This window comes from Serratia sp. SM04 (assembly GCF_040280225.1).
Lineage (GTDB): Bacteria > Pseudomonadota > Gammaproteobacteria > Enterobacterales > Enterobacteriaceae > Serratia > Serratia sarumanii.
Window position 1 is genome coordinate 775198 of record NZ_JBEOQT010000021.1, and the last position, 25366, is coordinate 800563.

The window sequence follows — 25366 nt, forward strand, 5'->3', positions numbered from 1 at the left end:
CAAGCCTTCAGGAGAGTCCCTATGTCCCAAACCCAGGAAAAGATCTGGAAAGCGATAGCGCCGCTGGCGGTGCTCGCGATCCTGTTATTGATACCGGTGCCCGACGGCATGCCGCCGCAGGCCTGGCACTACTTCGCCATCTTTGTGGCGATGATCGTCGGCATGATTCTGGAGCCGATCCCGGCCACCGCCATCAGCTTTATCGCGGTGACCGTCAGCGTGCTCAGCGCCAACTGGGTGCTGTTCGGCGCGCAGGAACTGGCGGAGCCGGGCTTCAAGGCCGGTAAAGAGGCGCTGAAATGGGGGCTGGCGGGCTTCTCCAGCACCACCGTCTGGCTGGTGTTCGGCGCCTTTATCTTCGCGCTGGGCTACGAGGCCACCGGTCTGGGGCGGCGCATCGCGCTGTTCCTGGTGAAGTTCATGGGCAAGCGCACGCTGACGCTGGGCTATGCGGTGGTGATCATCGATATCCTGCTGGCGCCGTTCACGCCGTCCAACACCGCGCGCACCGGCGGCACGGTGTTCCCGGTGGTGAAAAACCTGCCGCCGCTGTTCGATTCCTTCCCCAACGATCCCTCTTCACGCCGCATCGGCGGTTACCTGATGTGGATGATGGTGGTCGGCACCAGCATCAGCTCCTCGATGTTCGTCACCGGCGCCGCGCCGAACGTGCTGGGCATCGAGTTCGTCGGCAAGATCGCCGGGGTGCACATCAGCTGGATGCAGTGGTTCCTGGCGTTCCTGCCGGTCGGCCTGCTGCTGCTGATCGTTGCGCCGCTGATCTCCTACTACCTGTACAAACCGGGCGTGACCCACAGCAGCGAAGTGGCCGCTTGGGCGGATACCGCGCTGGGGGAAATGGGCAAGCTGACGCGCAAGGAATACACCCTGATCGGCCTGGTGCTGCTCAGCCTGTGCCTGTGGGTGTTCGGCGGCAAAATGCTGGACGCCACCGCGGTGTGCCTGCTGGCGGTGTCGCTGATGCTGGCGCTGCACGTGGTGTCGTGGAAAGAGATCACCAAATATTCCAGCGCCTGGAACACGCTGGTTAACCTGGCGACGCTGGTGGTGATGGCCAACGGCCTGACGCGCTCCGGCTTTATCGACTGGTTCGCCCAGACCATGAGCACCCACCTGGACGGCTTCTCGCCGAACATGACGGTGGTGGCGCTGGTGCTGGTGTTCTACTTCGCCCACTACCTGTTCGCCAGCCTGTCGGCGCACACCGCCACCATGCTGCCGGTGATCCTGGCGGTCGGCAAAGGGCTGCCGGGCGTGCCGATGGAGCAGCTGTCGATGCTGCTGGTGCTGTCGATCGGTATCATGGGTGTGCTGACGCCGTACGCCACCGGGCCGGGGGTGATCATCTACGGCTGCGGCTACGTGAAGTCGAAAGACTACTGGCGCCTGGGCGGCATTCTCGGCGTGGTGTACATTGCCGCGCTGCTGCTGATTGGCTGGCCGATCATGAGCCTGTGGTACTGAGTTGAAGCCACGCGGCCACCGCCCGGTGGCCGCGGTTACGATCCTTTCCCGTGAACCCTGTCACACACTTGTCACACTAACCCCGCCATCATACGCAGGCAAACGCTAACACCTTAAAAATAATCATTTTCCGGGAGCCTCTGCGGATGAGAAAAAAAACGCTATTGCTGTGCCTGCCTTTGTTATTCACCGGGAACGTGCTGGCGGAAGCCGGCGGTTATCAGCTGGAACAGGTGCTGGTGATGAGCCGCCATAACCTGCGCGCGCCGCTGGCCAACAACGGCAGCGTGCTGGCGCAGTCTACGCCGAAGGCCTGGCCGGCCTGGGAAACGCCGGGCGGCCAACTGACCACCAAGGGCGGGGTGCTGGAAGTGTATATGGGGCACTACTTCAACGCCTGGCTGAAGCAGACCGGCCTGTTGCCGCAAGAGGGCTGCCCGACCGCCGGCAGCGTGTACGTCTATGCCAACAGCCTGCAGCGCACGGTCGCCACCGCGCAGTTCTTCAGCAACGGCGCGTTCCCCGGCTGCGACGTCAGCGTGCACCATCAGGACAAGATGGGCGAGATGGATCCGACCTTCAACCCGATCATCACCGACACCAGCGAAGCCTTCAACCAGCAGGCGCTGACGGCGATGAACGCCGCGCTGGGATCGCTGAAGCTGGACGCCTCTTACCAACAGCTGGCGAAGATCATCGACTACAAGGATTCCGCCGCCTGCAAGACCGACAAACACTGCGACCTGAGCAAAGAAACCAGCGTGATGAGCGCGGTGCCGGGCAAAGAGCCGGGCGTCTCCGGCCCGCTGCGGGTGGGCAACTCGCTGGTGGACGCCTTTATGCTGCAGTATTACGAAGGATTCCCGATGAAAGAGGTGGCCTGGGGCAAAATCGCCACCCCGCACCAGTGGCAGCAGTTGGCGCAGCTGAAAGACGGCTATCAGGACTCGCTGTTCACCTCGCCGGTGGTGGCGCAGAACGTCGCCAAGCCGCTGCTGACCTACATCAACAACGCGCTGCTCGGCGAGCGCAAACCGGACGCGCCGAAGCTGACGGTGCTGGTCGGCCACGATTCCAATATTGCCTCGCTGCTGTCGGCCATGCAGTTCCAGCCGTATCAGCTGCCGCAGCAATACGAGAAAACGCCGATCGGCGGCAAACTGGTGTTCCAGCGCTGGCGCGACGCGCAGAACGACCGTGAATTGCTGAAGATCGAGTACGTCTATCAGTCCACCGAACAGCTTCGCAAGGCGACGCCGTTGACGCTGCAAACCCCGCCGCAGCGCGTGACGCTGGCGCTGAAAGGCTGCCCGATCGACAAGGACGGCTTCTGCGCCTGGAGCGATTTCGAAAAGACCATGAAAGGCATCTTGTAATGCCCAGCCTCTCTCCCGACCGTGGGGGAGAGGCAAAGGCGCAGCTGCCGGGGGGATTGTGCTTGAATCCCCTCAACCGATCACCTAGCATTTCGTTAGGTGTAACGGGGAGAGAAAACCATGCGACCATCCATTGTTCTTGCAGAGCATCGCCAGGCGATCCGAGAAACGGTTGGGCTGTTCCCTGCGGCTAATCCGCGTATTTTCGGCTCGGTGCTGCATGGCACCGATCGGGAGGGCAGTGATTTGGATCTGTTGGTCGATGCGTTGCCGGGCGCCACGTTGTTTGATCTGGGAGGGCTGCAGTCGGAACTGGAAGCGCTGCTGGGCATTCAGGTGGATCTGCTGACGCCGCTCGATTTGCCGCCGACCTTTCGCCAGCAGGTTTTGGCGGAGGCCCAGCCGGTATGAAAGATGCGCGGTTGGTCGATTATCTGAGCCATATGCAACAGGCGGCGCAGGATGCCTGCGATTTCGTTGATGGCCTGGCGGCGGCAGATTTTATCGAAGATAAACGCACTCAGCAGGCCGTCATTATGAGCCTGATTATCATCGGTGAAGCCGTGACGAAAATCATGGATGGCAGCCCCGCGTTTACGCAACGTCATCCTGAAATCCCCTGGCGCAACATGCGCGGCATGCGTAATCGCATTGCGCACGGTTATTTTGATATCAACCTTGAAGTGGTCTGGGCGACGGTGCAAACGGCGTTGCCGGAACTGCTGACACAGCTGGTGGCGGTACGCCAGGATGCCGAGAAGTTAAACGACGGTGATTAAACTCTCTTTGGACAGTGACTCTGGTTCCTGCCGGTTGCCCACTTTTATCCGCAATATCGAATTTTTCACGCCGGACGGCTATCCGGGCCAGGTGGCGCGCTGCCATTTTACGCTGGCGGAGTATCGCGACGACAGTTTTCCCGAGGCGGGTTTTGCACTGCCGGATCATCTGGCGCGCGCGGTGCCGAAGCGCCGCGCGGAGTATCTGGCCGGGCGTGTTCTGGCGCGGCAACTGTTGGCGCCGCTCGGTTTTGCCGACTTCACCCTGGCGCGCGGCGAAGATCGCGCGCCGCAGTGGCCGCCGGGCATCGCCGGGGCGCTGAGCCATAATTCGGATACCGCGCTGTGCGCCGTGCACCGCGAGCGCGGGCTGGGCGGCGTTGGGTTGGATGTGGAGACGCTGCTCTCCGACGTGCGGGCGGAGGAGCTGTGGGGGGCGATCGTTTCCCCGGCGGAGCGCGAGGCGTTGCTGCGTGATACGCTGCCGTTCAACGAACTGCTGACGCTGACGTTTTCCGCCAAAGAGAGCCTGTTCAAGGCGCTGTATCCGCAGGTGCGCTGTTACTTCGATTTTCTCGATGCGCGCATGGTCGCCGTGGATATACAGCGGCAGTCGTTTGTATTAGCGCTGCTTAAGACGCTGACGCCAAATTGCCCCGCCGGCCGCCGGTTTAGCGGACTTTTTTGGCGTAAAGGTGACGATGTCACGACTTTTATCTTTTGTTAAAACCCAATAATAACAGTGTGTTATTTCTTTATTTGCCGTAACGCAGGTTTGCCGCGGCGGGCGGAAAGATTCATTCATCGGAGATTGACCCACGCTGGGGATCCGGTGTAATTTATCCTCCTTTTACAGCTAATGATAATTATTCGCATAAACATTATCATTGGTAAGGCGCAACAAAGGAGTGGTCTTGTGGCGACACTGACGACAGAAAACCAAACCTTCCCCGGGTTTGTGTACGCCGAACAATCGACCTTTTTGTACCGGTCCGAATTCCGTTCCCTCTCCGCCGATGGCGTGTTCGAGCGTATCGAGACGCCGGCGTTCGGCGGCGAGCAGGAAGGCAGCGCGCTGGCGCAGCATATCCGCCAGGCGCTGGCGCGCGCCAAAGCCGCCGGCCAGGAGACGCCGGTGGTGGTGGGCGCCATTCCGTTCGATACGCGCCGGCCTTCCAGCCTGTACGTGCCTGAAAGTTTACAGTTTGTCGCCAACGACAGCTTTACCCGCGCCGCGCGCCCGATGCTGCAACAGCCGCATCGCCTGGCCGCCTGCACCAGCATTCCGGACGAGCCGCGCTTCAAGCACGCGGTGGCGGAAGCGGTCAGCCGCTTTAAACAAGGCAAGCTGGACAAGGCGGTGCTGTCGCGCATCCTCGACATCGAGCTGGAGCAGCCGGTGGCGGGCCACCAGATCCTCAATAACCTGATGGTGCAGAACCCGACCGGTTACCACTTTTCCCTGCCGCTGGCCGATGGCGGCGTGCTGATCGGCGCCAGCCCGGAGCTGCTGATCCGCAAGCAGGGCGGCGAGATCCACACCAATCCGCTGGCGGGCTCGGCGCGCCGTCAGGACGATCCGCAGCAGGATCGCCTCGGCAGCGAGCGCCTGATGCGCTCGACCAAAGACAAATACGAACACAAGCTGGTGATCGACGACATTCGCCGCCACCTGGCGCCGCTGTGCGCCAGCCTGAGCGTGCCCAGCGGCCCGTCGCTGCTCAGCACCGGCACCATGTGGCACCTGTCCACCCGCATTCGCGGCGAGTTGCTGAACCCGAATCTCAATGTGATGCAGCTGGCCTGCCTGCTGCATCCGACGCCGGCGCTGTGCGGCTTCCCGACCGAGAGCGCCCGCCAACTGATCGCCGATCTGGAACCGCACGATCGCGGCCTGTTCAGCGGCATTGTCGGCTGGTGCGACGCCAACGGCGACGGCGAGTGGGCGATCGTCATCCGCAGCGGCCTGCTGCGCGGCAACCGGGTGCGGCTGTTCGCCGGCGCGGGCATCGTCGCCGCCTCGACGCCGCAGGCCGAGTGGATGGAAACCGCCGCCAAACTGGGCACCATGCTCAACGCTTTCGGCCTGAACAGCGGCGCGCTGTAGGCCTCTTTGCGGCGCAGTGCGCGCCGCGTCATACGCTTTCGCAGGAGACAACGATGAACAACAAAATGACCCGGCTGTGCGCCAGGATGGCGGTGCGCCCATGAGCATTCAGATGGATTTCACCGGCAAACGCGTGTGGGTGACCGGCGCGGCGCGCGGCATCGGCGAGCAGATCGCCCGGCATTTTTTGACGCAGGGCGCCGAGGTGGTGGGATTTGACCGCGAGTTCGCCAACCCGGATCTGCCTTACCCCTGCGTGACGCTGGACATCAGCCGGCCGGAGCAGGTGGAGGCGGTGTGCCGCCAACAGCTGGAGGAGAACCCCAAACTGGACGTGTTGGTCAACGCCGCCGGCATTCTGCGCATGGGCAATACCGAAGATTTGAGCGTGGATGACTGGCATCAGTGCATCAACGTCAACGCCTCGGGGGCGTTTTACCTGTTCCGCGCCGTGCTGCCGCACTTCAAGGCGCAGCGCAGCGGGGCGATCGTCAGCATCGGCTCCAACGCCGCGCACGTGCCGCGCACGCAGATGGCGGCCTACTGCGCCTCCAAGGCGGCGCTGACCAGCCTGAACCACTGCGTGGGGCTGGAGATGGCGCCGTTCGGCGTGCGCTGCAATCTGGTGTCGCCGGGCTCGACCGACACGCCGATGCAGCGCGGCATGTGGCAGACCGACGATGCGCAGCAACGCACCATCGCCGGTTTCCCCGAGATGTTCAAGCTGGGGATCCCGCTCGGCAAAATCGCCCGCCCGGACGAAATCGCCAATGCGGTGTTGTTCCTGGCCTCCGATTTGGCCAGCCACATCACTATGCAGGATATCGTGATCGACGGCGGCGCCACGCTGGCCGCCTGAGTCAGACCCGCTGGCGGCGCAGCAGGTGCTGCGCACCTTCCGCCGCCAGCAGCAGCACCGCCAGCCAGATCGCCAGATAGGTTGGCCATTCGCTTTGGCCGATGCTCTCGCCGAGCAGCAGCGCGACGATCACCAGCAGCACCGGTTCCACATAGCTCAGCAGGCCGAACAGGCTGAACGGCAGCAGGCGGCTGGCGAGGATGTAACACACCAGCGCCACGGCGCTGATGACGCCGAGCAGCGGAATGCGCCAATACAGCTCGGTATTGATCGGCAACGCCGCTGCGCCGCCGTCGCCGAAGGCGAACCAGGCCGCCGCCGGCAGCATCAGCGCCAGCTCGCACCACAGCCCGCCGAGATTGTCGGTGCCGAAACGCCGCCGCAAAATAAAGTAGAGCGGATAGCCCAGCGCCACCACCAGCGTCGGCCACGAGACGCCGCCCGCCTGATACAGCTCATTGCCTACCCCCACCATGGCGCACGCCACCGCCAGCTTTTGCAGCAGCGACAGCCGATCGCGGTAGATCAAACGGCCCGCCAGCACCATGGTCAGCGGCAGCAGAAAATAGCCGAGCGACACGTCGAGCGCCTTGCCGTGCAGCGGCGCCCACAGGAATAACCACAGCTGCACCCCCAGCAGCGCCGAGGTGAGCAGCAGGCCCAGCAGACGCTGCGGCCGTTGGCCGATCCAGCCCAGCGTGTCGCCCACTTTGCGCCAATCGCCGGACAGCGCCATGAACAGCGTCAGGAACGGCAGCGTCAGCAGCGTGCGCCAGCCGTAGACCTGCTCGCCGTTCAGCGGGGTGAGGGTAGAGGTGAAGTAATACATCGCGCCGAACAAGATAGAGGCGACGACCGAAAGAGTAATGCCTTTAATCACACGCATTCCTGGTGAGTGATTGATTTTATGGCGGCTACTGTAGAGAAATTTGCCGCCAACGACAATGGCGTTGCCGGGCGCTGGACAATCGGCGGCGGCGGGTTACAATGATTACTGTGTATTCATACAGGCTTTGGCGATGACAATCGATCTTTTTGAAGACGCGCTGCCGCCGCCGTGGCGCGAAGAAATCGCCCCCGGCGCGGTGGTGATGCACGGCTTCGTGCGCGATCACGGGCCGGAACTGCTCGCGGCGGTGCAGGGCGTCGTCGCCCAGGTGCCGTGGCGGCATTTGACCACCCCCGGCGGGCACGTGATGTCGGTGGCGATGAGCTGGTGCGGCAACGGCTGGACCAGCGACAGCCGCGGTTACCGCTATTCGGAACGCGACGCGCGCAGCGGCAAACGCTGGCCGGCCATTCCCCCCATCCTGATGGCGCTGGCGGACGAAGCCGCGCAGCAGGCGGGCTTCGGCCGCTTCGTGCCGGATTCCTGCCTGATGAACCGCTACGATCCGGGCAGCAAGCTGTCGCTGCATCAGGATAAAGACGAGCACGACTTCGGCGCCCCCATCGTCTCGGTGTCGCTCGGGCTGCCGGCGGTATTTCAGTTCGGCGGGCTGCAACGCAGCGACCGGGCGCGGCGCATCCCGCTGGCGCACGGCGACGTGGTGGTGTGGGGCGGCCCATCGCGGCTCTGTTTTCACGGCATCCTGCCGGTCAAGGAAGGCTATCACTCGTTGGTGGGGCCGCACCGCATCAACATCACGCTACGCAAGGCGCTTTAGCTGCGGCTCTTGCGCCATGCAGGCGACGAGATAGTCGATAAACACCCGCAGTTTGGGCGGCAGATACTGGTTAGGCGCGTAAAGCAACCACAGGCCGCCGTGATAGCTGCTGAGGAAATCCCACTCCGGCAACACCTGCACGATCTCGCCGTCGTCGAGCGCCTGGCGGGCGGTAAAATACGGCAGGCTGCCGATGCCGATATGCTGTTTCACCGCGTCCAGCCGCACGCCGGTGTGGTTGGCGGCGTAGCGGCCGCGCACGTTGACCGTCACCGTTTTGCCGCTGCGACGGAACTTCCATTGCGCGTCGCTCGGCGTTTCGCCCAGATAGATGCAGCTGTGCGCCGCCAGATCGTGCGGGTGCTGCGGCGTGCCGTGCTGCGCCAGGTAGTGCGGCGTGGCGCACAGCAGATGGTCTATTCTCATCAACTGGCGGCCGATCAACCCGGGCGATGGGCGATCGGTAATGCGCAGCGCCAGATCGACCCGATCGTCTATCAGATCCATGTAGCGATCTTCCAGCCGCAGCCGCACGTCCACCTTCGGGTAGCGGCGCAGGAACTCCGGCATGTGCGGATGCAGCACTAAGCGCCCCACCGCCTTGGGCACGCTGACGCTGACCAATCCTTCGGGCGCCGCGGCGCCGCGCCCGCCGATCGCCATAACCGCGTCGGCCGCCGCCAGCAGGGTGCGGCAGTGCGCAAACGCCTCTTCGCCGCTTTCGCTCAGCCGCAGTTTGCGGGTGGTGCGGTGCAACAGCTGCAGCGCCAGCGCCTGCTCGAGCCTTGCCACGCTGCGGCTGACGGCGGAAGGCGAAGTATCCAGCTTGCGGGCGGCGGCGGAAAAGCTGCCGCTCTCTACCACCTGAACGAAAACGGCCATTTCAGGCAACAGCGCGTAAGAAAGATTTGTGCTCATGACGCAAAGGTCCATTGTGATGGCGGCGGATTATCCATCGATTATGACATGAATATAATGGCTCTTCGAACCGAGGAGAAAAATGATGACCGAACGACGTTATTACTACAGCGACGATGTACAGGGCCAGGCGCAGGTGTTGAGCTGTACGCCGGCCGAGGCGGGCGCCTACGCCGTAGAGCTGGACGCCACGCTGTTCCACCCACAGGGCGGCGGCCAGCCGTCCGACGTGGGGACGTTAGGCGGCGTCGCCGTGCTGCGGGTGCAGCAGCAGGGGGATACCGTGCTGCACTTTACCGCCGCGCCGCTGCCGCTCGGGCCGGTTACGCTGCAAATCGATGAGGCGCAGCGCCGCCTGCACGCCCGCTGGCACTCCGGCGGGCATCTGATCGGCTGGCTGGGCGAAACCCGGGGGTGGCGGCCGGTCAAGGCGCATCATTGGCCGGGGGAGGGGCGCATCACGTTCGCGCCAGGGCCGGATGCGCAGACGATAGAAGCGGACTTTTTGCAGGTGGAGCTGGCGCGCTTGATCGCCGCCGATCTGCCACGCCGCCAACAGGCGGTGGACGGGATGCGCCAGGTCGGTTTCGGCGAACTGCCCGCTTACGGCTGCGGCGGCACCCATGTCGCCACGCTGGGCGAGGTGGGCGCGATCGCTATCACCGGCGTAAAGATGAAGAAGGGGCAGCTGATCGTGCAGTATGCGCTGAGTTGAATTGAATAAGGGGGGCGGCTCAGCGCCCGGCCTGCCGCAGCTGGGTGCAGAACGCGCATTGGCATCCCGCCACCGGCACCGCCGCGCAGCTGCCGATGTTCACCGGCTGGGCGTCCATGGCGTGAAAGCCGTAAAACAGATTTTCGATGTTTTGTTCCGCCGCGCGCGCCTGTTCCGGGCGCGGTTCGGGCACTTTCGACTGAAACGCCGCGGCCTTGCCGGCCAGCAGGCAGAGAAACAGCAGCGACAGCTGGATTTTCATCGTCGTCTTCCTTTGGCTGAAGTTGTGATACGTTATAACAAAACCCCATCAATGCCAAGCGGCGGCGCTGCCGCCATTCACGGTATTTTTACGCACGGCAACAGTTCCTCATTCAAATAACACTTCGACACATTTCTTGCCGATACGCTGACTAATAATTCAAATTACAAAAATTGCCTCACTAAACGAATATTTAGATACTCGCTGTGCGGCCTGGCCAGTGCTGACACGTTTTTAAATTCTGAGCATACAGAAAGATGCCTCTGTAGGTATCGTCACGCACTCTGGACAGGACATCGCCACCATGGGCTCTTTTTTTAAGCAGATCTACCGCTATTCCCACGCGCGCCCTTATCGGCATAACGAAAACCTCTGGCCCTACGTGAAGATTGCGCGCGGCGAGGGCGGTGAAATCGCCGCCTTATGGTACAAGCACCGGCCGGTGCCGATCGTCCCGCTGAGCGAACTGCGCAACAGTTGCCGGGGGCCGGCGTTGTTGACGGCTACCGGCCCGTCGGTGAAGGCGCTGCGCTTCGAAAATATTCCCGCCATGCCCGCGATCGGGGTCAACGGCGCCTATTGCCTGCATCGGCAGGTGGATTTTCACTTCTACGTCATCGTAGACATGGGGTTTATCGATAACCGCCCGGAGATCGTGCGCGATGTCATTCAACGGCCGGCGCTGACGCTGTTCACCACCGTGCACGGCGTGGCGCGCATTCTCGATCGTTTTGGACAGGCGGCGATCGGCTGCCGATTGGCGATTGTCGAAGACGCGGCCTGCAAGATTTACCGTCCCCGGATCGACAGCGGCGCGCTGTGGGATCACTACTGCCGGGAAAACGGGGTGGAGTTTTGCATCGCGAACCGCACGCTCGGCTTCAGCCAGGATATCCGCTGTGGCATTTTCGATGCCGGCACCGTGGCCTATTGGGCGCTGCAAATCATCGCCTATCTCGGCTTCAGGCAGCTGTTTATCGCCGGGTTGGACATGAACAACTTCCACCAGCCGCGCTTTTACGAAACGGAGCAGGATCGGTTACCGACGTTCCTGTCGGACAAAGTGGAGTCGCTGGTGATCCCCGCTTTTCGGCATGCCGGCGCGGTCATGCAAAAACAGCAGATCGCGATAAAAAACCTTTCCCCGCACAGCGCTATCGGCAGCGATATCTTCGAGAAGGTGGACGGCAATGTTTACTTTCAGCAAGCCTGAGCGGTGTTATCGCCTCGGCAGCGCGCTGTTTTTAGCCTTCGCATTTTTAAGCGCGATCTTTTGCGGGCAGACCCGCGTCAACAACCTGTTTCATCTGGCAGCGCTGCTGTGGCTGGCTGCCGTGTTCACCTGGCCGCCGCTGCGGCGGCAGCTGTGGATCAATCGTCAGGCGCGTTGGGGCGGCGGGCTGGCGCTGATGTTTTTGCTTTATTATTCCCTCAGCGCGCTGTGGGGCGAGACGCCGGGTGACATGCAGTCGGCCCTGACCCACAGCGCCTATATCCTGCTCTATCTCGCCTGGCTGGTGACGCTGCTAGACGGTGAGCGGCGTCATCAACTGCAGTGGGCGATGCTGGCCGGCATAACGTCGCTGTGCCTGTATCTGACGCTGGTCGACGCCCCGTCGATTTATCATCTGCGGGAAACCACCGCCCGCAATCCGGGGCCGAGCAACGTGATCGATCTGGCCGGTTACGCCGCCATCGCCATTTTGTTGAGCCTGATGATCTTCCGCGATACCGGGCAAAAAGCGGCGCTGTGCTTTATCCCGCCGCTGCTGGCGTTCATGGTGCTGACGCAAAGCCGCGGCCCGCTGATCGCGCTGGCGTTCGCGGTGGTGGTGGCGATGCCTTATCGACACCGGCCGGGACGATGGCTGTGGTTTCTGTTGCCCGGCGCGCTGGCTGTGGTTCTCGCCGTCGTTTACAGCGCGATCGGCGAAATGTTGCTTACGCGTTTTGGCGAGCTGTATCAACAGAGCTTTGTTCGCATCAGCATCTGGCGCCACAGCCTGGCGCTGATCGAACAGGCGCCGTTCTTCGGCTACGGCTTTGATAAGCAGCTTAACTTTCTCAATTACACCGGCGAGCTGAACCACACCACGCACAGCCTGTACCTTGGCGCGTTGCTGAAGGGCGGCTGCGTGGGTTTCCTGTTGTTGCTGGCGCTGTTGGGATACGGCGCGCGGCTCGCCATCGCGCACTGGCGCGCAGGGCGGCGTTGGGAGGCGGGCCTGTTTCTGTTTATGCTGGTATTTTACAGTTCGCAGGGCATGTTTGTGATCGCCAATCCGGCGGAGTTTTGGTACCTGTTTTGGCTGCCGCTGGCGTTGCTGCTGTCGCAGCCTAAACGGATCGGGACTGTGCGGACGGCAGCGCCGCCAGCGTCTTCTCCAGCACCTGTTCCGCCGCGATGATGCTGAGCGGTTGGCGTCGCTCAGCGGCACTCAGCGCGGCGCTGTCAACCGGCACGTGCATCACCTGATGCCGTTCGCTGTCCTGATAGGGGCCGGTATGCCGCGGGTTAGCGGTGACGAACAGGCTGACGGTGGCGGTTTTCAACGCCACGGCGAGGTGGAGCGGGCCGGTATCGCCGGTCACCAGCACCTGCAGATTGGCGATCGTCGCCAGCAGTTGCGGTAGCGTGGTCGCGCCGATATGGCTTACTACCCGCTGTTGCTGCGCCTCGCTCAAACCCGCCATAAACTCCCGCTCGAGGCTGTGCTCCGCCTTGCTGCCAATCAACTCGATCTGACAGTCGGGAGAGTGCGCCAGCAGCCGTTGCGCCAGCTGAACAAAGTGGTCGACCGGCCAGCGGCGCAGCGTTTCGGAAGCGCCCATCTGAAAGCCGATCAGGATCTTGCCCGCCGGTTTGGCGCGCGCAGGGAAAGTGACGGGAATGAACATCGCCGGGTTATCGGTGCGGCAGCCCAATTGCCCCATCATATCCAGCTTGCGCTGAATCAAATGGCCGCCGGTGCTGCGGCTGACGCCGGTCAGCCAGCGCTCCATGCCGCTCGGTTTGTTGCCATAAATGTCTTTGAACAGGTATTGGCAGCCGGCGGCGATGGCGACCAGCACATCGTAAGGCGCCTTCGAGTGCAGGATGACCGCCAGCTGAGGCCGGTTTTTTCGCAGGCGCCGGATAACGCCCAACATGTCTTTGGCCTTGTGGTCCCAGTAAATCACGTCATGAAAGCAGGGGCTGCCTTCGACCAGCTGCCGGTTTTTATGGCTGGAGACCAGCGTGATTTGCGCGTCGGGATAGCGTTCGCACAGTGCGCGAATGGCGGGCGTGTTGAACATCAGATCGCCGAGGGCGCTGGTGGAGAAAATCACGATGCGCTCAAAGGATTGCTGCGGATCGAAGCTTGCTACGGGCCGGAAATTGCCCGCGATGCGGGTATAGAGACGCAGCCCGGCGTTGGCCGCCGTTATTTTCCACTGTTTAGACATTGCAGTTCGCTTCCGCTTGAGATCGGCGGCCACCGTCTGGCGCCGCGTCGTATCATACAAGCGCGGCAACGGCGGGCCAATGGCCCGCAACAGATTGCGACAGATGCTAACGTTATGCTTGCAATTGCCTCCGGGCGCCGCGCTTACTCCTCCCACACCTGCGTGCTGCGCGGGCTGTCCATCTGATAATCCGAATAGGGGCGAGTGAAAAACTCGCGCCCCAGCTCGCGGGCGGCCTGCAGCGGATTGCGTGGATCGCGGGCGATCTCGCCGCGCTGATTGCCGGCGCCGTGCACCAGCCCAACGAAGGCGGAATGGGTGTAGCGGCTGAATTCCTGGAGTTGATGCACGATGCCCAGCGCCGCGCCGGGGTAGGTCTCTTCCGACGCCACCGCCAGCCCGATCCGTTTGCCGCTCATGCGCTGGTGCACCTGTTCCGCCTGAGGGTAGGCATTGGAATAGAAGCTGAACGAGCGATCGAAAAAGGCCTTGGTTTGCGCCGACATGCCGTACCAGTAAATCGGCGTGCAGAATACCGCGCCGTTGGCCGGCAGGAAGTGCTCCAGAAACAGCTCGGCGTAGCGATCGGCCGGCGGCGGCGTGTGGCGTTCATCGCTCAGAAAACCGCTCAGGTAATCATCGAGAAAATGCAGGCTGGCGGACGTGCCGGCTTCGGCGGCGCCCGCCAGGATCGCCTGCGCCAGCGTGGCGCTGTTGCCGTCGCGGCGCGGGCTGCCGACCAGCACCACCAGACGTTTGGATTGATGAGTTTTATTCATGTCATGTTCCTCGGTATGAAGTGGATTCAGCCCTACTCTAGAAACAAGTAGTGGCAGGCGACAAATGACGGCTTTTCTGCCAGGATGAGATCAACTCATCTCTAGAGGTTTCGCCATGTTCGCCACGCTGCCCGTCAACGCATTACGCACCTTTGAATCTGCCGCTCGCCTGCGCAGCTTCAAGCTGGCGGCGGCCGAGCTGGCGGTGACGCCGACGGCGATTTCGCACCAGATCAAAGCGCTGGAACAGCAGTTGGGGTTTGCGCTGTTCGAGCGGGTGCCGCGCGGCGTGCGGCTGACGCCGAAAGGCGAAACGCTGTTTGCCGGGGTGCACGGCGCGCTGCTGGACGTTGCCGCTACGCTCGAGGGCCTGCGGCCGCAGCCCAGCACCGGATCGCTGTGCGTCTCGGTCACGCACTCTTTCGCGGCGCTGTGGCTGGTGCCGCGCCTGGGGCGTTTCTACCAGGCCTACCCGCACTATCTGGTGCGGTTGGAGGCCTGCGCCGAGGTGATCGATCTGCAGCAGGACGCCAGCGTGGACGTGGCGGTGCGCTACAGCCGCGCGCACTATCCTGCGCTGCATCAGACGGCGCGGCTGGAGGAAAGCTTTGGCGTCTACGCGGCGCCGGGGCTGGCCGCCGCCGAACCGGAAAACCCGGTGCTGATCACCGTCAAATGGGGGGATTCGGCGCTGTACGACAGCGGCTGGCGCGACTGGTGCCTGGTCGCCGGCGTGGACTGGTGGCAGCGCCATGCGGCGATGCGCAGCTATCACGAGGAGCATTACGCCCTGCAGGCGGCGGTGGCCGGGCAGGGGATGGTGCTCGCCAGCTCGGTGATGGTGTCCGATATGGTGGACAACGGTCTGTTGGTGGCGTACCGGCCGGAGGTGCGCGTACCGGGCGCCGCATACAGCGTGCTGTGCGCGCCGGGGCGCGAACGGCATCCGCCGGTCAGGGCGTTTCTCGCCTGGCTGCAGCAGGAACTGCCGCAGGGCAATGGCACGAAATAAAAGTTTTATCGTCCTAAGCTGTGGGAATATCAGCGAACTTTTGTTTTTACTTCACTGCGAGAACCTATCATGAGCCAGCCAAGAACCTCCGATTACCCGATTGATGCGCAATTTATCGAACGCTGGTCGCCGCGCGCGATGGCCAACGACGCCATCGACGATCAAACGCTGCTGAGCTTTTTTGAAGCGGCGCGCTGGTCGCCTTCGGCCTACAACATTCAGCCATGGCGCTTTGCCTACAGCAAGCACGGTTCCGACAGCTGGGAGAACTACTTGGAATTCCTGATCGACTTCAACCGCGGCTGGGCGCAGCATGCCTCGGCGCTGGTGGTGATCGTCTCCAAAACCACCAGCCTGAACGGCGAACGGCTGGTGGACAACCCGACCCACGCGTTCGATACCGGCGCCGCCTGGGCCAGCCTGGCGCATCAGGCGCACCTGAAAGGCTGGCTGACCCACTGCATGAGCGGCATTCACCACGACAAGATCAAAGCGGCGCTGCAGCTGCCGGACGACTATGCGGTGCACGCCATGGTGGCGATCGGCAAACCGGGCGACAAGGCCCGCCTGCCAGATTTCCTGCAGGAAAAAGAGGCGCCGTCGGGCCGCCTGCCGCTGGGCAAGACCGTCAGCGAAGGGCTGAATTTCACGCTGTGATTGCCCGCTTACCCTCAGGCACGCTTGGCGGGCCTTTTTTATGCGGCGAGTAAAACTTAGGGAGTATGTTCTCGTTCGCTCATTCGCTGTATATTTTGTTATATAGCGATGGCGTAATGAGGAGGAAACCGTGGGTGACCATTTTGGCAAAGGGCTGTTGGCGGGGTTAAAGGCGGAGAGTCTGAAGCCGGAGACGGAGCTGTCGCGCTTTTGCTCCGACTATAAGCGCGGCTTTGTGCTCGGCTATGCGCACCATTTGGCGCAGCGCTGCGGCGACGAGAATCGGGCGGCGTTCGAAGCCGGGCAGCTGAGCCGCGCCTATGGCCTCGGCAGCGAGCCGATGAGCGAGTTTTTTTCCGGCGGCGACAGCCGGCTGGCGGAGAAGTTTTTCCGCGCCGGCTATAACCGGCCGACGCAGGGTTAGCGCGGGCGGGGCATCAGGCGGCGCTCAGCACCGCCACCATATACACGCACGGTTGATCGCTCTGGTTTTCAAAGCGGCAGTCCGCCGGTGGGCCGAGCTCCAGGCAGTCTCCCTCGGCCATGTCATGGCGCGCGTCACCTTCCACAAAGACCAACTCGCCGGATAAAACCCAGATCAGCTGACGCTTGAAGGCATACACCGAAGCCGGCATCGGGATCGTCGCGCCGGCCGGCAGTTCGATACGCACCAGATCGAGCGGCAGATCGGTGCGCGGCGACACGTGGCGCCGCACGTAGCCGCTCTCCGGATCGACCCAGACCGGTTGATCTTCCCGGCGCAGCAGCCGGCCTTCCTGCGTTTCCGCCCGGGCGATCAGCTTGGACATGCTGAGGCCGAACGCCCCCGCCAGCCTGGCCAGCAGCATCGCCGTCGGGCTGCTCTCGCCGCGCTCGATCTTATGAACCATCGCCCGTGAGACGCCTGCCTGCTCGGCCAGATCGGACAGCGACCAGTGGCGCGCCTCGCGTTCAAGGCGAATGCGTGCGCCGATCAGCTGATTTAGATTGTCTAATTTAATATTCATATCGTAGTATTATAGTGGACAATTGGCCGGGGTAAACCATGATTATACGAAATGCGACGCTCAACGATAGCGCGGCGATTGCCGCCATCTATAACGACGCGGTGTTGAACAGCACCGCCATCTGGAATGAACAAACCGTGGATGCGGCCAACCGCGCGGCGTGGATCGGCGAACGGCAGGCGGCGGGCTACCCGGTGCTGGTGGCGGTGAACGGCGCGGACGAGGCGATCGGCTACGCGTCGTTCGGCGACTGGCGCGCCTGGGACGGCTATCACCATACCGTAGAACACTCGGTGTATGTCCATCAGGCGCATCGCGGTGAAGGGATTGGCAAAGCGCTGTTGATAGCCCTGATCGCACGGGCGCGGGAGATCGGCAAGCACGTGATGGTGGCCGGTATCGAATCCGGCAATCAGGCCTCGATTAAGCTGCATCTGGCGCTCGGGTTCCGCGAGGTGGGGCGCATGGAGCAGGTGGGCGCCAAATTTGGCCAATGGCTGGATCTGACTTTCCTGCAGCTGAGGCTCGACGAGCGGGCGACGCCGCCAGCGCGCTGATCTCGGGAGGCAGGGCGATGAATATGCTGTTGCTGCTGATCGCGGCGGGAATGGGGCTGGTGGTGCAGAATCTGCTGATGGTGCGCATTACCGAAAGCGTCTCGACCATCCTTATCACGCAGGTGATCAACTCCAGCGTCGGTTTGCTGCTGCTGGTGGGGTTGCTGCTGGCCAAAAACGGCTTCGGCGCGGTGGCGGAAGTGACCGGCGCCGCCAGGCTGTGGATGCTGTTGCCGGGGCTGCTGGGATCGCTGTTCGTGTTCGCCGGCATTCTGGGCTACCAAAAACTGGGCGCGGCGGCCACCATCTCGATCCTGGTCGCCAGCCAGCTGTGCATGGGGCTGCTGGTGGACGTCTACCGCGCCGGCCCGGCGGCGCTGCGAGAGAATCTGCCGGCGCTGTTCGGCGCTCTGCTGCTGGTGGCGGGCGCCTATCTGGTGGCGAAACGCAGCTTTTGACGGCGGCAGAAAGCAAAAAGCCCGCTCGGGTTTCCCTGAGCGGGCTTCTCTAAATTAAAGAGCATTCTGGGTGCTGAAGTGGCTAAAGCTGTTGGTTGAAAAGTGGAGGACGTAGATAAAGAGTTAATATCAGGAGCGGTATTAGAATCATCGAATATTAGTATTGAAGATAAGGCAAGGTTAAAAATACGAGGTGAGAATATGATTGTACGAAAAAAACAGGGTGGGAATTATTATTACTCTATTATCAATAATCATTTTGCGATAAAAAAGGGCCAGCAAGACCCTTTTATTATTTTTTCTAAACGCGAGAGTATCTAAAATTCCCTTTTATATGGCGAGCAAGATATCCTCCGATCGAGTCTGAAGAAATCAAGTCAAAGTATATATTTTCAGGGATATCAAAATATTGATATATCGCACCATTGTTAAATTCAATCTCAAGGATGGAATCATTAACATCATAACCAACGCTGCGAATGTTACTTGAAACTACTGGTTGTCGATCCATAATTTCCTCTATAATTTTACTTTACTTATTCGTGGGCTTTGCGATCTCCAAGCCTCGATGATTTCGGCATAATTTGGTTGTTTTTCTGGTAATATATTCCAGCCACCGGGGGTCATTGATTCATCCTGTGGGAGGGTATCATATACAACAGGGTCTTGACTATCAGGTCTACGGTCCTTTGGTGGAGGTATTACTAATGTCCTCATCGGTAACTTTACGGCCTCACCTAATACAATGCATTCTCCTGTTCTAAGAATAGGAAGCATACTTGTCAATCCATCAAGATTATCTGACATTGCTGAAGTTATATGGCTTCGATCAGAGGCATTGTTAAGGCGAAGAGCAAAAAAAGTGCCACATTGCGAAAGTATGGTTGGATCAATTTCTGATGGACGCTGAGTTACAACCATTGTTCCTATCCCATACTTTCTTCCTTCTTTTACAATCCTTTGCACCATACGTGATGCGATACTATTGTCTTGACTATTCAAATAATTATGAGCTTCTTCCATGACTATTAATAATGGTCGGTGCCTACCACCTTGAGATAAATTCCTTGCCCAGAATAGAGCTTCATATAATATTCTTAATACAGCACCTATGATGGTTTTCAATATATCAGATGGAACACCAGATAAATCTAAAATAGTTACAGGTTTATCTCCAATCCAGCCTTTAAGTAGCTGATCTAAATCTTTACTAATATCACCATCTATTGATGGTGTCCATTCGCCTGGTTTGAAAATGAAGTCATATCTTGGAATTCTGAGCTTTGAACCTAATGCTTGTAGTTGCTTACCTAAAGGAAGAGGGGATGGGAGGTAGTTTATCTTTGTGGAACCGGCTTCATTTGATACATTCTTGAAAATGGGAGGTATACCCGATAGTGCATTACCCTTCAACTCAGATCCATCATCTAATGTTTCATAAGCTAATGTGTCAATTGGTTGTTTTCCTTGGGTTTTAATGTATGTCCCAAAGGTTTCTGTATACAATTGATGCCATAAACTGTGTAAATTGAAAGGTATAGGTGAATCTGCGCTTAAAGTATCCTGATTTGATCCATCGCGAGGTGTTCTTTTAAGCGACTCACTTTTTACTTTTTGTATTTTCTCAAGTAAGATATTACGTTCTTTTTCTGAGTCTATCCCACCAAAACATACTTCTGAAAGTTCATCAAAATTAAGCGCCCAATAGGGTATATATAATTCATTTTCACCCACAATAGGGTTAGGATCTGCATTGACTTTAAATATATTTGCTCTGTCTTTTAAGCACCTACCATATTCACCATGCAGATCGAGCATAATTATTCTAGCGGAAGGATATTTATTATTTTCAGATAAAGCTGTTATCAAACTTGCTACAGTTGTAGACTTTCCCGATCCAGTAGTACCTACTACAGCAGAATGTCTAGTTATAAGCTTATTAATATCAATAAGAGCAGGTATTGAATCTGCATTTGATATATGTCCTACTTTAACAAAATATCCTTCGTTAGGTTGCCCATATATTTGCTTTAATTCTTTTTCCGATACTAAATGAACGTTATCACCGATCGTTGGATATTGTGATAACCCTCTTTGAAATTTTCCATTTCTTTGTGCTTCTCCTATAAGTTGTATGCGGAGCCATCTGTTATCCACTGGTGTATTTTCGTCAGGCTCTAATGGTGATGCACTTGCTCCAACTTGACTGATTATTCCATATAAGTTATTAAATCCAATTGGTATTCTAACAAAACTACCTATTTGCCCAGCCCTATAGCCTTGACCATCAATATAGATGAATCCACTTAAGGAATCCTTGGATAATGAGACGCTAACTGTGGTGCCATTTACATCTTGAACTTTTCCTAAATATGATTCTTTATCAGACATAAAATTAATCCTTCATAGAGCCAATAATTTTTTGTAAGAAACCGGAAAAGTCCTTGAAGTCACCGAAGTTAACATTGGAATTACAATAAATGCTATCTCCTGTTTTGATTTTTTTTATAAATCTAAATATTTCTTTGTCATCATCATTATTTTCATTATAAAACCATTTTCCATAGTTAGTTCCAATAATAGCAGCATCGTTAGTCCATATATTCAAATTATGTTGATTTTTAGCTAATCGGTAAGCTTCTGGGTATTTTTCGTTACCATCAATATAATAATCGCCATACATTAATCCTAAAACCATGGCTGTTGGATTTGACTTTAGTGCACTAACGATAACATCATTTAAATGACCATCGTTAAAGGAATAGCCTGATAATACGAGAAATGATGATTTTTTTCTGATAAATCTATTTAATTGATCCAGTAGGGCTAGATATGGCATTTTCCTACTTTCTTCATATTTCAGATGTGAGGGATATATTAAGTGTGATGACTCTTTATGGTTGGGATGAGTCCGATATACTCTTTTTTGATTACCCACATGTTTTTGACACCAATTGATTGAACCATGTATCTTCCAAAGCCTTGACCAATGTTTAGGGATGAGGTTATCTTCCAACGCTCTAAGGTCAAAGAATGGGTTGTTAGCACCAACGAAACCATCAAAGTATGGTATTTCCATTTCTTCAAGTGATTGTTCCATTAAAAGATCGTAATTTGTTGTGAAAATTTCCACAGCAATCTTGCGATCTATTGAGCGTATCCATTTAGCCAAGTTATGATATGGTGTTTCGGAATTTGGTAGACTCACGTTGATTTTTTTTGCTATTTTTTCACATATTGTTATTTCCAGAATCGAAAGCTGTTCTTCAGTTAACCCTCTAACTTCGCCACCTTTAGACACTGATACAAGTGCTCGCAAAAAGCTAAGGATATCTTCTATATTATTTTTATTTTTCTCCGCTTTCTCCAATTCTGATATAAGTTTTTCATATTGTTCATGATCACTTAATTCAGTATGAATATACTTCGTAAGATTGACTACATCTGGTATTAATGGCCACTGGCCTTCGGGCATATCAACTGACAGCGGGCATCCTGCGGATAGGAAAAAACCGATAGCCTCGTTATCTTGAGATAAGGATTGTCTTAAGTATTTTATATGGCGGATAGGATCGTGTGTAGTATTCATAGAACACCTTCAACCGTATGTTTCGAGTACTATATGATGAGACTTTCAGGGTAACATCATCTCAAATAATCATCTATAGTACATTATGATTTTCAAGAGCTTGGTCAATTTATTAAATGATCATAGCTCACTATTTTGTCATTGTATATCGAATGAAAATCATTATCATTCGATTCTACCACATTTGTAACCAAAGTTGCGCATGACAGGTAATCATTATCATCATTTTCAATCGACTCTGTTACAACAGTGCTTTGGTAATAGAAATTCTGATCACTATTTTCTATCTCTCTTGTTTCAAAAGTAGACATATGGATAAAATCGTCATCTCCATTTTCATTTACTTTCGTTATCATTGTTCCTGCATTAATTGAATCATTATCATCAGATTCAATTGTGAAAGTTCTTACCGTAGAATCAATTAAATGCTCTAATGACTGGGTTGGTTTTCTATAGGTTTCACTATAAAGCATTACATATGGTTTCATTACGAGTCCTATAAATATTGAATGATATAAACGCTAGAAAAATGATGCTTTTCAGTTTGGTTATCTACATCAGATGATAATGTTATCAATATGAAAAATATAAATCCGATACAAATGGCACGGTATAAATATTTTTCGGCATTTTTTACGATGCCAGCAAAATATCTAACATCATCATTTTTGGCAAACCAATCCCTATAAAATGATTTTGTTAGTTCATGTCTATAAGCTGATCTTCTCAACTCTTTAAATGAAGATTGATAAAATGAGCTTATCAACATGCCTTTTCTTAAGAATAAGGCTGAGTTAATTACCTGAACTGTTATGGTTAAAAGTATATAGTAATAGATTAAAGCTAGAGTATTTGATGGGTATACCACGGATGTTTTTGTGAATAAATATACTAAGGCGCTTGCAAATGCGAAAATTATAGTCGTGTAATGTGTTATTTTGTTACGTATAGTAGACATGCTTTCGTTATTTTCTGATATCCGTTGCTTTAGAAATTCTTCTTGTTCTTTCGTTTTTTCTAAAGATTGATACTCAATGTTTTCTACGTATTCTCTGACTTTATTCTCTATAAAATCATGTGACTTCCTTCCCCATTTCAAATCATAATCTAGGATAAAAAGGAAACCATAGTTCTCTTTGTTAAAAATACCAGGAGCTATTTTTCTAAATGTAAATACATAATAGTTCTTATTTCCAAAAGGTATGGCTATTAATGATAACCTTAGGTTCTCGAGAACACATTGTCGTCTTGCTTCTAGTGTGTCAAAATTATCATCATCCGATGTATGAAAAAGTAATGAATAATTTAAAAACTTTATGATTAAATAGGCAATATTACTTTTCATTTAAATATCTCATTATTTCCTTTGAAATGTTAAGCCCAGTTTCGTGTTCGAGCCATACCCATTGACCATTGGCATTCATTTCTAAAAAAAACCATTCATCATCAAAAACTATAAAATCAAAACAACCGAAATAGATTCCAAAAAATTCCATATAAAGTAAGCAGTTATCTTTTATCGTTTGCGGAGTATCGATTCTGCTATATACAATTTTATTATCTTTTTTTCTCCAATCTATTTTATTCTCAGATTCAATTTTAACGGAAAATAAAACTTTATTAATAATGGTAGTCCTTACTTCGTATTGTTTTTTTGAATATTTTTGGAAATAAGCAGGGCAGAATTTTAAGGTGTTGATGCTTTTGTTTTTATCAAATAAATTTGTTTGAACAATCTCTTTGTGATGCTCATCCTCGATGACTCCATTAGACAGAGGCTTGACTATAATATCTTCATCTAAATAGGATTTTAATAGATGCGGACTGTTTGTTAAACAATAATCTGGAGTTGAAAAACCAATTTTATTGGCTATTTTTGCTTGTAATATTTTATTGTCTGCCTTTCTAAGAATAGATGGTCGGGATAAACACTTTCCATCAAAAGCTTCAACTATTCCTTCAATCAAAGAGAAAACCTCTCTATAACAGTGATTGTGGTATTTTACATTAATAATATTATCAAGGTTTTCTGGACTTGGTTTTCTATAATAAATAGACGAGCACTTACTTTCTAAAATAACACCATAATCCTGATTTCTTATTTCAAATCCATTCTTGGTATAAGAGATCTGATATTCGGAAAATTTATCAATATTGAAAACATAGAAGTTATCAACATTTTGTTTTTTAATTAAATAATCTATGGTTTTATCAAAGCTTGATGTTATAACCAAAATCATAAAAATACCACTCTTTTAAAGGTATCACTATTTTTCTTTTATATTATTACATTGTTGATTTGTATGCAAAACATTCTATGTAATCAAAGAGCAGCCTTCCTTGGCTGTGTGGGTAGCTATTTTTTGTGACTAAACTCAAAGGATCTGATCATTCCATTGCTGTTAGCTTCAAGATAATCAGCCTACCACTGGAGTATCAGGCGGCGCTGGTCAAGGTGCTTGGCTTTGTGGGTATAAGCAGCACGGACGCTGTTGCTTTCCTTATCGCTCATTTGAAACTCTACAGCGTCTTCTGACCACAAACCGGATTCGATCAAGGCACTACAGGCCTGCGTGCGAAAACCGTGTCCACAGATGTCCTGCTTCGTATCATAGCACATACTGCACAGGGCTTTGTTGATGGTGTTTTCGCTCATGGGCTTAAACGAGCCATAACAGCCAGTGAAGATCAGTCCGTCATCATGGCCTTCTTCATAAGTCAGTTGTCGGATCTCTTTCAGTATTCTCATGGCCTGCTTACAAAGGGGAACGAAGTGGTTACGCTTCATTTTGGCACCACAAGTCGAATGTTTGGCGTTTTCAATCGCTTCACGCTGTTCGGGGGGCACCCATAACTTACTTTTGAAATCAATTTCAGACCAGTGGGCGAAACGAATCTCACTGGAACGAATGAAAATCATCAGATTGAGTTGAATAACCAGTATGATTAGCCTGTGACCTTTGTATTCGGCAATTTTTTCAGTAGTTGGAGGATTTCTTCTAGCCCCAGTGCAGGGCGGTGTTCAGTCTGTGGTTTCTGAACTGCACCTTCCATATTATAGGCGGGGTTATGACGTATCAGTTTTTGTTGCACAGAATGGCGGAGGATCGCAGTAATGTATTGTTGAATGTGCATGGCAATTTCAAGATAATCAAGTGCCTCGACCTTTTTCACAGGAACCAGCAGGTTCCTTGTATCCAGCTTGTCAACATCTTTGTCTCCAATAGTCGGGAAGACATAGGTTTCAAGGCGCTTCCATACGGAATCACCATAATCTTTAGACCATTTTGTTTTCGTGGCAAACCAAGCCTTAGCGACCATCCTGAAAGAGCGTGTTTTATCACGCTTGGCTTTTAGCTCTTTAACCTCTGCCTGTTTCTTTGCATTAGGGTCAATGCCCTGAGCAAGAAGCCTTCTGGCCTCATCACGGCGTTGTCTTGCGTCAGACAGAGAAACAGCAGGGTAAACACCAATAGAGAAGAGTTTTTGCTTCCCTTCAAAACGGTAAGCCATTTGCCAGTATTTTGAACCTTTAGGGGTAACACGAAGGAACATACCAAAGCCATCAGTTAGCTTGTATTCCTTCTCAAGGGGTTTTGCATTTTTTGCTTTAATATCAGTTAGTGACATGCCCCCCCCTCAATTGTTGGTAAAAGGGAAATCGAACCAGCATTACCAGCATTTTTACCATC

General features: G+C 54.9%; 28 protein-coding genes and 1 pseudogene. 16 read left to right on the forward strand and 13 right to left on the reverse strand.

All coding sequences use genetic code 11. The annotated features are described in order from the left end of the window. The first annotated feature begins 21 nt into the window (after positions 1-21). The 7 genes from ABTW55_RS18100 (at position 22) to dhbA (ending at position 6606) form a co-directional block, all read left to right on the forward strand. Positions 22-1485: an anion permease gene (locus tag ABTW55_RS18100; protein WP_033647927.1), complete on the forward strand. Its 1464-nt coding sequence runs from the start codon at positions 22-24 to the stop codon at positions 1483-1485. 146 nt (positions 1486-1631) lie between these two features. Further along, positions 1632-2861 carry a bifunctional glucose-1-phosphatase/inositol phosphatase gene (gene agp, locus ABTW55_RS18105; RefSeq protein WP_060421753.1) on the forward strand — a complete coding sequence of 410 codons (1230 nt, stop codon included), beginning with the start codon at positions 1632-1634 and terminating at the stop codon, positions 2859-2861. Positions 2862-2981: 120 nt separating this feature from the next. After that, positions 2982-3272, forward strand: coding sequence for a nucleotidyltransferase family protein (locus tag ABTW55_RS18110; RefSeq protein WP_033654918.1), 291 nt, complete (start codon positions 2982-2984; stop codon positions 3270-3272). Continuing rightward, a complete protein-coding gene (locus ABTW55_RS18115; protein ID WP_033654917.1) occupies positions 3269-3640 on the forward strand; it encodes a DUF86 domain-containing protein in 372 nt (123 codons plus the stop codon). The genes ABTW55_RS18110 and ABTW55_RS18115 overlap by 4 nt, the downstream gene beginning before the upstream one ends. A 34-nt stretch (positions 3641-3674) precedes the next feature. Further along, entirely contained in the window at positions 3675-4367 is a 693-nt protein-coding gene (locus ABTW55_RS18120) for a 4'-phosphopantetheinyl transferase (RefSeq protein ID WP_080431158.1), read from the forward strand. A 189-nt stretch (positions 4368-4556) separates the two neighbouring features. Next, a complete protein-coding gene (locus ABTW55_RS18125) occupies positions 4557-5747 on the forward strand; it encodes an isochorismate synthase MenF (protein WP_041035836.1) in 1191 nt (396 codons plus the stop codon). 100 nt (positions 5748-5847) lie between these two features. Then, positions 5848-6606, forward strand: coding sequence for a 2,3-dihydro-2,3-dihydroxybenzoate dehydrogenase (dhbA, locus tag ABTW55_RS18130; protein WP_060421746.1), 759 nt, complete (start codon positions 5848-5850; stop codon positions 6604-6606). A gap of 1 nt (position 6607) precedes the next feature. On the opposite strand, the gene rarD is transcribed toward dhbA, so the two are convergent. Beyond that, complete coding sequence (gene rarD, locus ABTW55_RS18135) at positions 6608-7486, reverse strand: EamA family transporter RarD (protein ID WP_060421744.1); 879 nt, start codon at positions 7484-7486, stop codon at positions 6608-6610. A 139-nt stretch (positions 7487-7625) separates the two neighbouring features. Here rarD and alkB point away from each other — a divergent pair, with 139 nt between their 5' ends. After that, positions 7626-8273, forward strand: coding sequence for a DNA oxidative demethylase AlkB (alkB, locus tag ABTW55_RS18140; protein WP_060388008.1), 648 nt, complete (start codon positions 7626-7628; stop codon positions 8271-8273). Here alkB and ABTW55_RS18145 read toward each other — a convergent pair. Next, positions 8256-9191, reverse strand: coding sequence for a LysR family transcriptional regulator (locus tag ABTW55_RS18145; protein WP_060421741.1), 936 nt, complete (start codon positions 9189-9191; stop codon positions 8256-8258). The genes alkB and ABTW55_RS18145 overlap by 18 nt on opposite strands. Positions 9192-9276: 85 nt before the next feature. Here ABTW55_RS18145 and ABTW55_RS18150 point away from each other — a divergent pair, with 85 nt between their 5' ends. Continuing rightward, positions 9277-9906: a hypothetical protein gene (locus ABTW55_RS18150; RefSeq protein WP_060421738.1), complete on the forward strand. Its 630-nt coding sequence runs from the start codon at positions 9277-9279 to the stop codon at positions 9904-9906. A gap of 19 nt (positions 9907-9925) precedes the next feature. On the opposite strand, the gene ABTW55_RS18155 is transcribed toward ABTW55_RS18150, so the two are convergent. Then, on the reverse strand, positions 9926-10168 hold the full coding sequence (locus ABTW55_RS18155; RefSeq protein WP_033635174.1) for a hypothetical protein: 243 nt from the start codon (positions 10166-10168) through the stop codon (positions 9926-9928). 304 nt (positions 10169-10472) lie between these two features. Here ABTW55_RS18155 and ABTW55_RS18160 point away from each other — a divergent pair, with 304 nt between their 5' ends. Both ABTW55_RS18160 and ABTW55_RS18165 read left to right on the forward strand, forming a co-directional pair. Next, positions 10473-11381, forward strand: coding sequence for a hypothetical protein (locus ABTW55_RS18160; protein ID WP_060421735.1), 909 nt, complete (start codon positions 10473-10475; stop codon positions 11379-11381). After that, on the forward strand, positions 11359-12576 hold the full coding sequence (locus ABTW55_RS18165) for an O-antigen ligase (RefSeq protein WP_060421732.1): 1218 nt from the start codon (positions 11359-11361) through the stop codon (positions 12574-12576). The genes ABTW55_RS18160 and ABTW55_RS18165 overlap by 23 nt, the downstream gene beginning before the upstream one ends. Here the strand turns inward: ABTW55_RS18165 and ABTW55_RS18170 are convergent. Together ABTW55_RS18170 and ABTW55_RS18175 are read right to left on the reverse strand one after the other, a co-directional pair. Then, positions 12506-13615 carry a glycosyltransferase family 9 protein gene (locus ABTW55_RS18170; RefSeq protein ID WP_060421730.1) on the reverse strand — a complete coding sequence of 370 codons (1110 nt, stop codon included), beginning with the start codon at positions 13613-13615 and terminating at the stop codon, positions 12506-12508. The genes ABTW55_RS18165 and ABTW55_RS18170 overlap by 71 nt on opposite strands. Positions 13616-13758: 143 nt before the next feature. Further along, the gene (locus ABTW55_RS18175) at positions 13759-14394 is read right to left on the reverse strand and encodes a flavodoxin family protein (protein WP_060421726.1); all 636 of its coding nucleotides are present in this window, start codon (positions 14392-14394) and stop codon (positions 13759-13761) included. Positions 14395-14509: 115 nt separating this feature from the next. On the opposite strand from ABTW55_RS18175, the gene ABTW55_RS18180 reads away from it, so the two are divergent. From ABTW55_RS18180 to ABTW55_RS18190, 3 genes are all read left to right on the forward strand, one after another. Beyond that, positions 14510-15406: a LysR substrate-binding domain-containing protein gene (locus tag ABTW55_RS18180; RefSeq protein ID WP_060421723.1), complete on the forward strand. Its 897-nt coding sequence runs from the start codon at positions 14510-14512 to the stop codon at positions 15404-15406. Between the two features lie 69 nt (positions 15407-15475). After that, positions 15476-16063 (forward strand): nitroreductase family protein, encoded by a 588-nt coding sequence (locus ABTW55_RS18185; protein WP_033635168.1) that lies wholly within the window; start codon positions 15476-15478, stop codon positions 16061-16063. A 130-nt stretch (positions 16064-16193) separates the two neighbouring features. Next, a complete protein-coding gene (locus ABTW55_RS18190; RefSeq protein WP_033654910.1) occupies positions 16194-16487 on the forward strand; it encodes a DUF2623 family protein in 294 nt (97 codons plus the stop codon). Between the two features lie 13 nt (positions 16488-16500). On the opposite strand, the gene ABTW55_RS18195 is transcribed toward ABTW55_RS18190, so the two are convergent. Beyond that, positions 16501-17070, reverse strand: coding sequence for an XRE family transcriptional regulator (locus tag ABTW55_RS18195; protein WP_041035812.1), 570 nt, complete (start codon positions 17068-17070; stop codon positions 16501-16503). Between the two features lie 38 nt (positions 17071-17108). On the opposite strand from ABTW55_RS18195, the gene ABTW55_RS18200 reads away from it, so the two are divergent. Next, the gene (locus ABTW55_RS18200; protein ID WP_060421721.1) at positions 17109-17627 is read left to right on the forward strand and encodes a GNAT family N-acetyltransferase; all 519 of its coding nucleotides are present in this window, start codon (positions 17109-17111) and stop codon (positions 17625-17627) included. Positions 17628-17644: 17 nt separating this feature from the next. Next, positions 17645-18085: a DMT family transporter gene (locus ABTW55_RS18205; RefSeq protein ID WP_060421716.1), complete on the forward strand. Its 441-nt coding sequence runs from the start codon at positions 17645-17647 to the stop codon at positions 18083-18085. A gap of 301 nt (positions 18086-18386) precedes the next feature. Here the strand turns inward: ABTW55_RS18205 and ABTW55_RS18215 are convergent, their stop codons facing one another. From ABTW55_RS18215 to ABTW55_RS18245, 7 genes and pseudogenes are all read right to left on the reverse strand, one after another. Then, the gene (locus tag ABTW55_RS18215; RefSeq protein ID WP_060421714.1) at positions 18387-18596 is read right to left on the reverse strand and encodes a KTSC domain-containing protein; all 210 of its coding nucleotides are present in this window, start codon (positions 18594-18596) and stop codon (positions 18387-18389) included. A gap of 8 nt (positions 18597-18604) precedes the next feature. Further along, complete coding sequence (locus ABTW55_RS18220; protein WP_060421711.1) at positions 18605-20476, reverse strand: ATP-binding protein; 1872 nt, start codon at positions 20474-20476, stop codon at positions 18605-18607. Between the two features lie 4 nt (positions 20477-20480). Further along, positions 20481-21674 carry an SIR2 family protein gene (locus tag ABTW55_RS18225; RefSeq protein ID WP_060421709.1) on the reverse strand — a complete coding sequence of 398 codons (1194 nt, stop codon included), beginning with the start codon at positions 21672-21674 and terminating at the stop codon, positions 20481-20483. A gap of 104 nt (positions 21675-21778) precedes the next feature. Further along, positions 21779-22162: a hypothetical protein gene (locus ABTW55_RS18230; protein ID WP_072265016.1), complete on the reverse strand. Its 384-nt coding sequence runs from the start codon at positions 22160-22162 to the stop codon at positions 21779-21781. Positions 22163-22170: 8 nt separating this feature from the next. Then, the gene (locus ABTW55_RS18235; protein ID WP_072265015.1) at positions 22171-23019 is read right to left on the reverse strand and encodes a hypothetical protein; all 849 of its coding nucleotides are present in this window, start codon (positions 23017-23019) and stop codon (positions 22171-22173) included. Beyond that, the gene (locus ABTW55_RS18240; protein ID WP_060421707.1) at positions 23009-23914 is read right to left on the reverse strand and encodes a hypothetical protein; all 906 of its coding nucleotides are present in this window, start codon (positions 23912-23914) and stop codon (positions 23009-23011) included. The genes ABTW55_RS18235 and ABTW55_RS18240 overlap by 11 nt, the downstream gene beginning before the upstream one ends. Positions 23915-24030: 116 nt before the next feature. Next, a pseudogene (locus tag ABTW55_RS18245) lies at positions 24031-25304 on the reverse strand (tyrosine-type recombinase/integrase). Between the last annotated feature and the right edge of the window lie 62 nt (positions 25305-25366).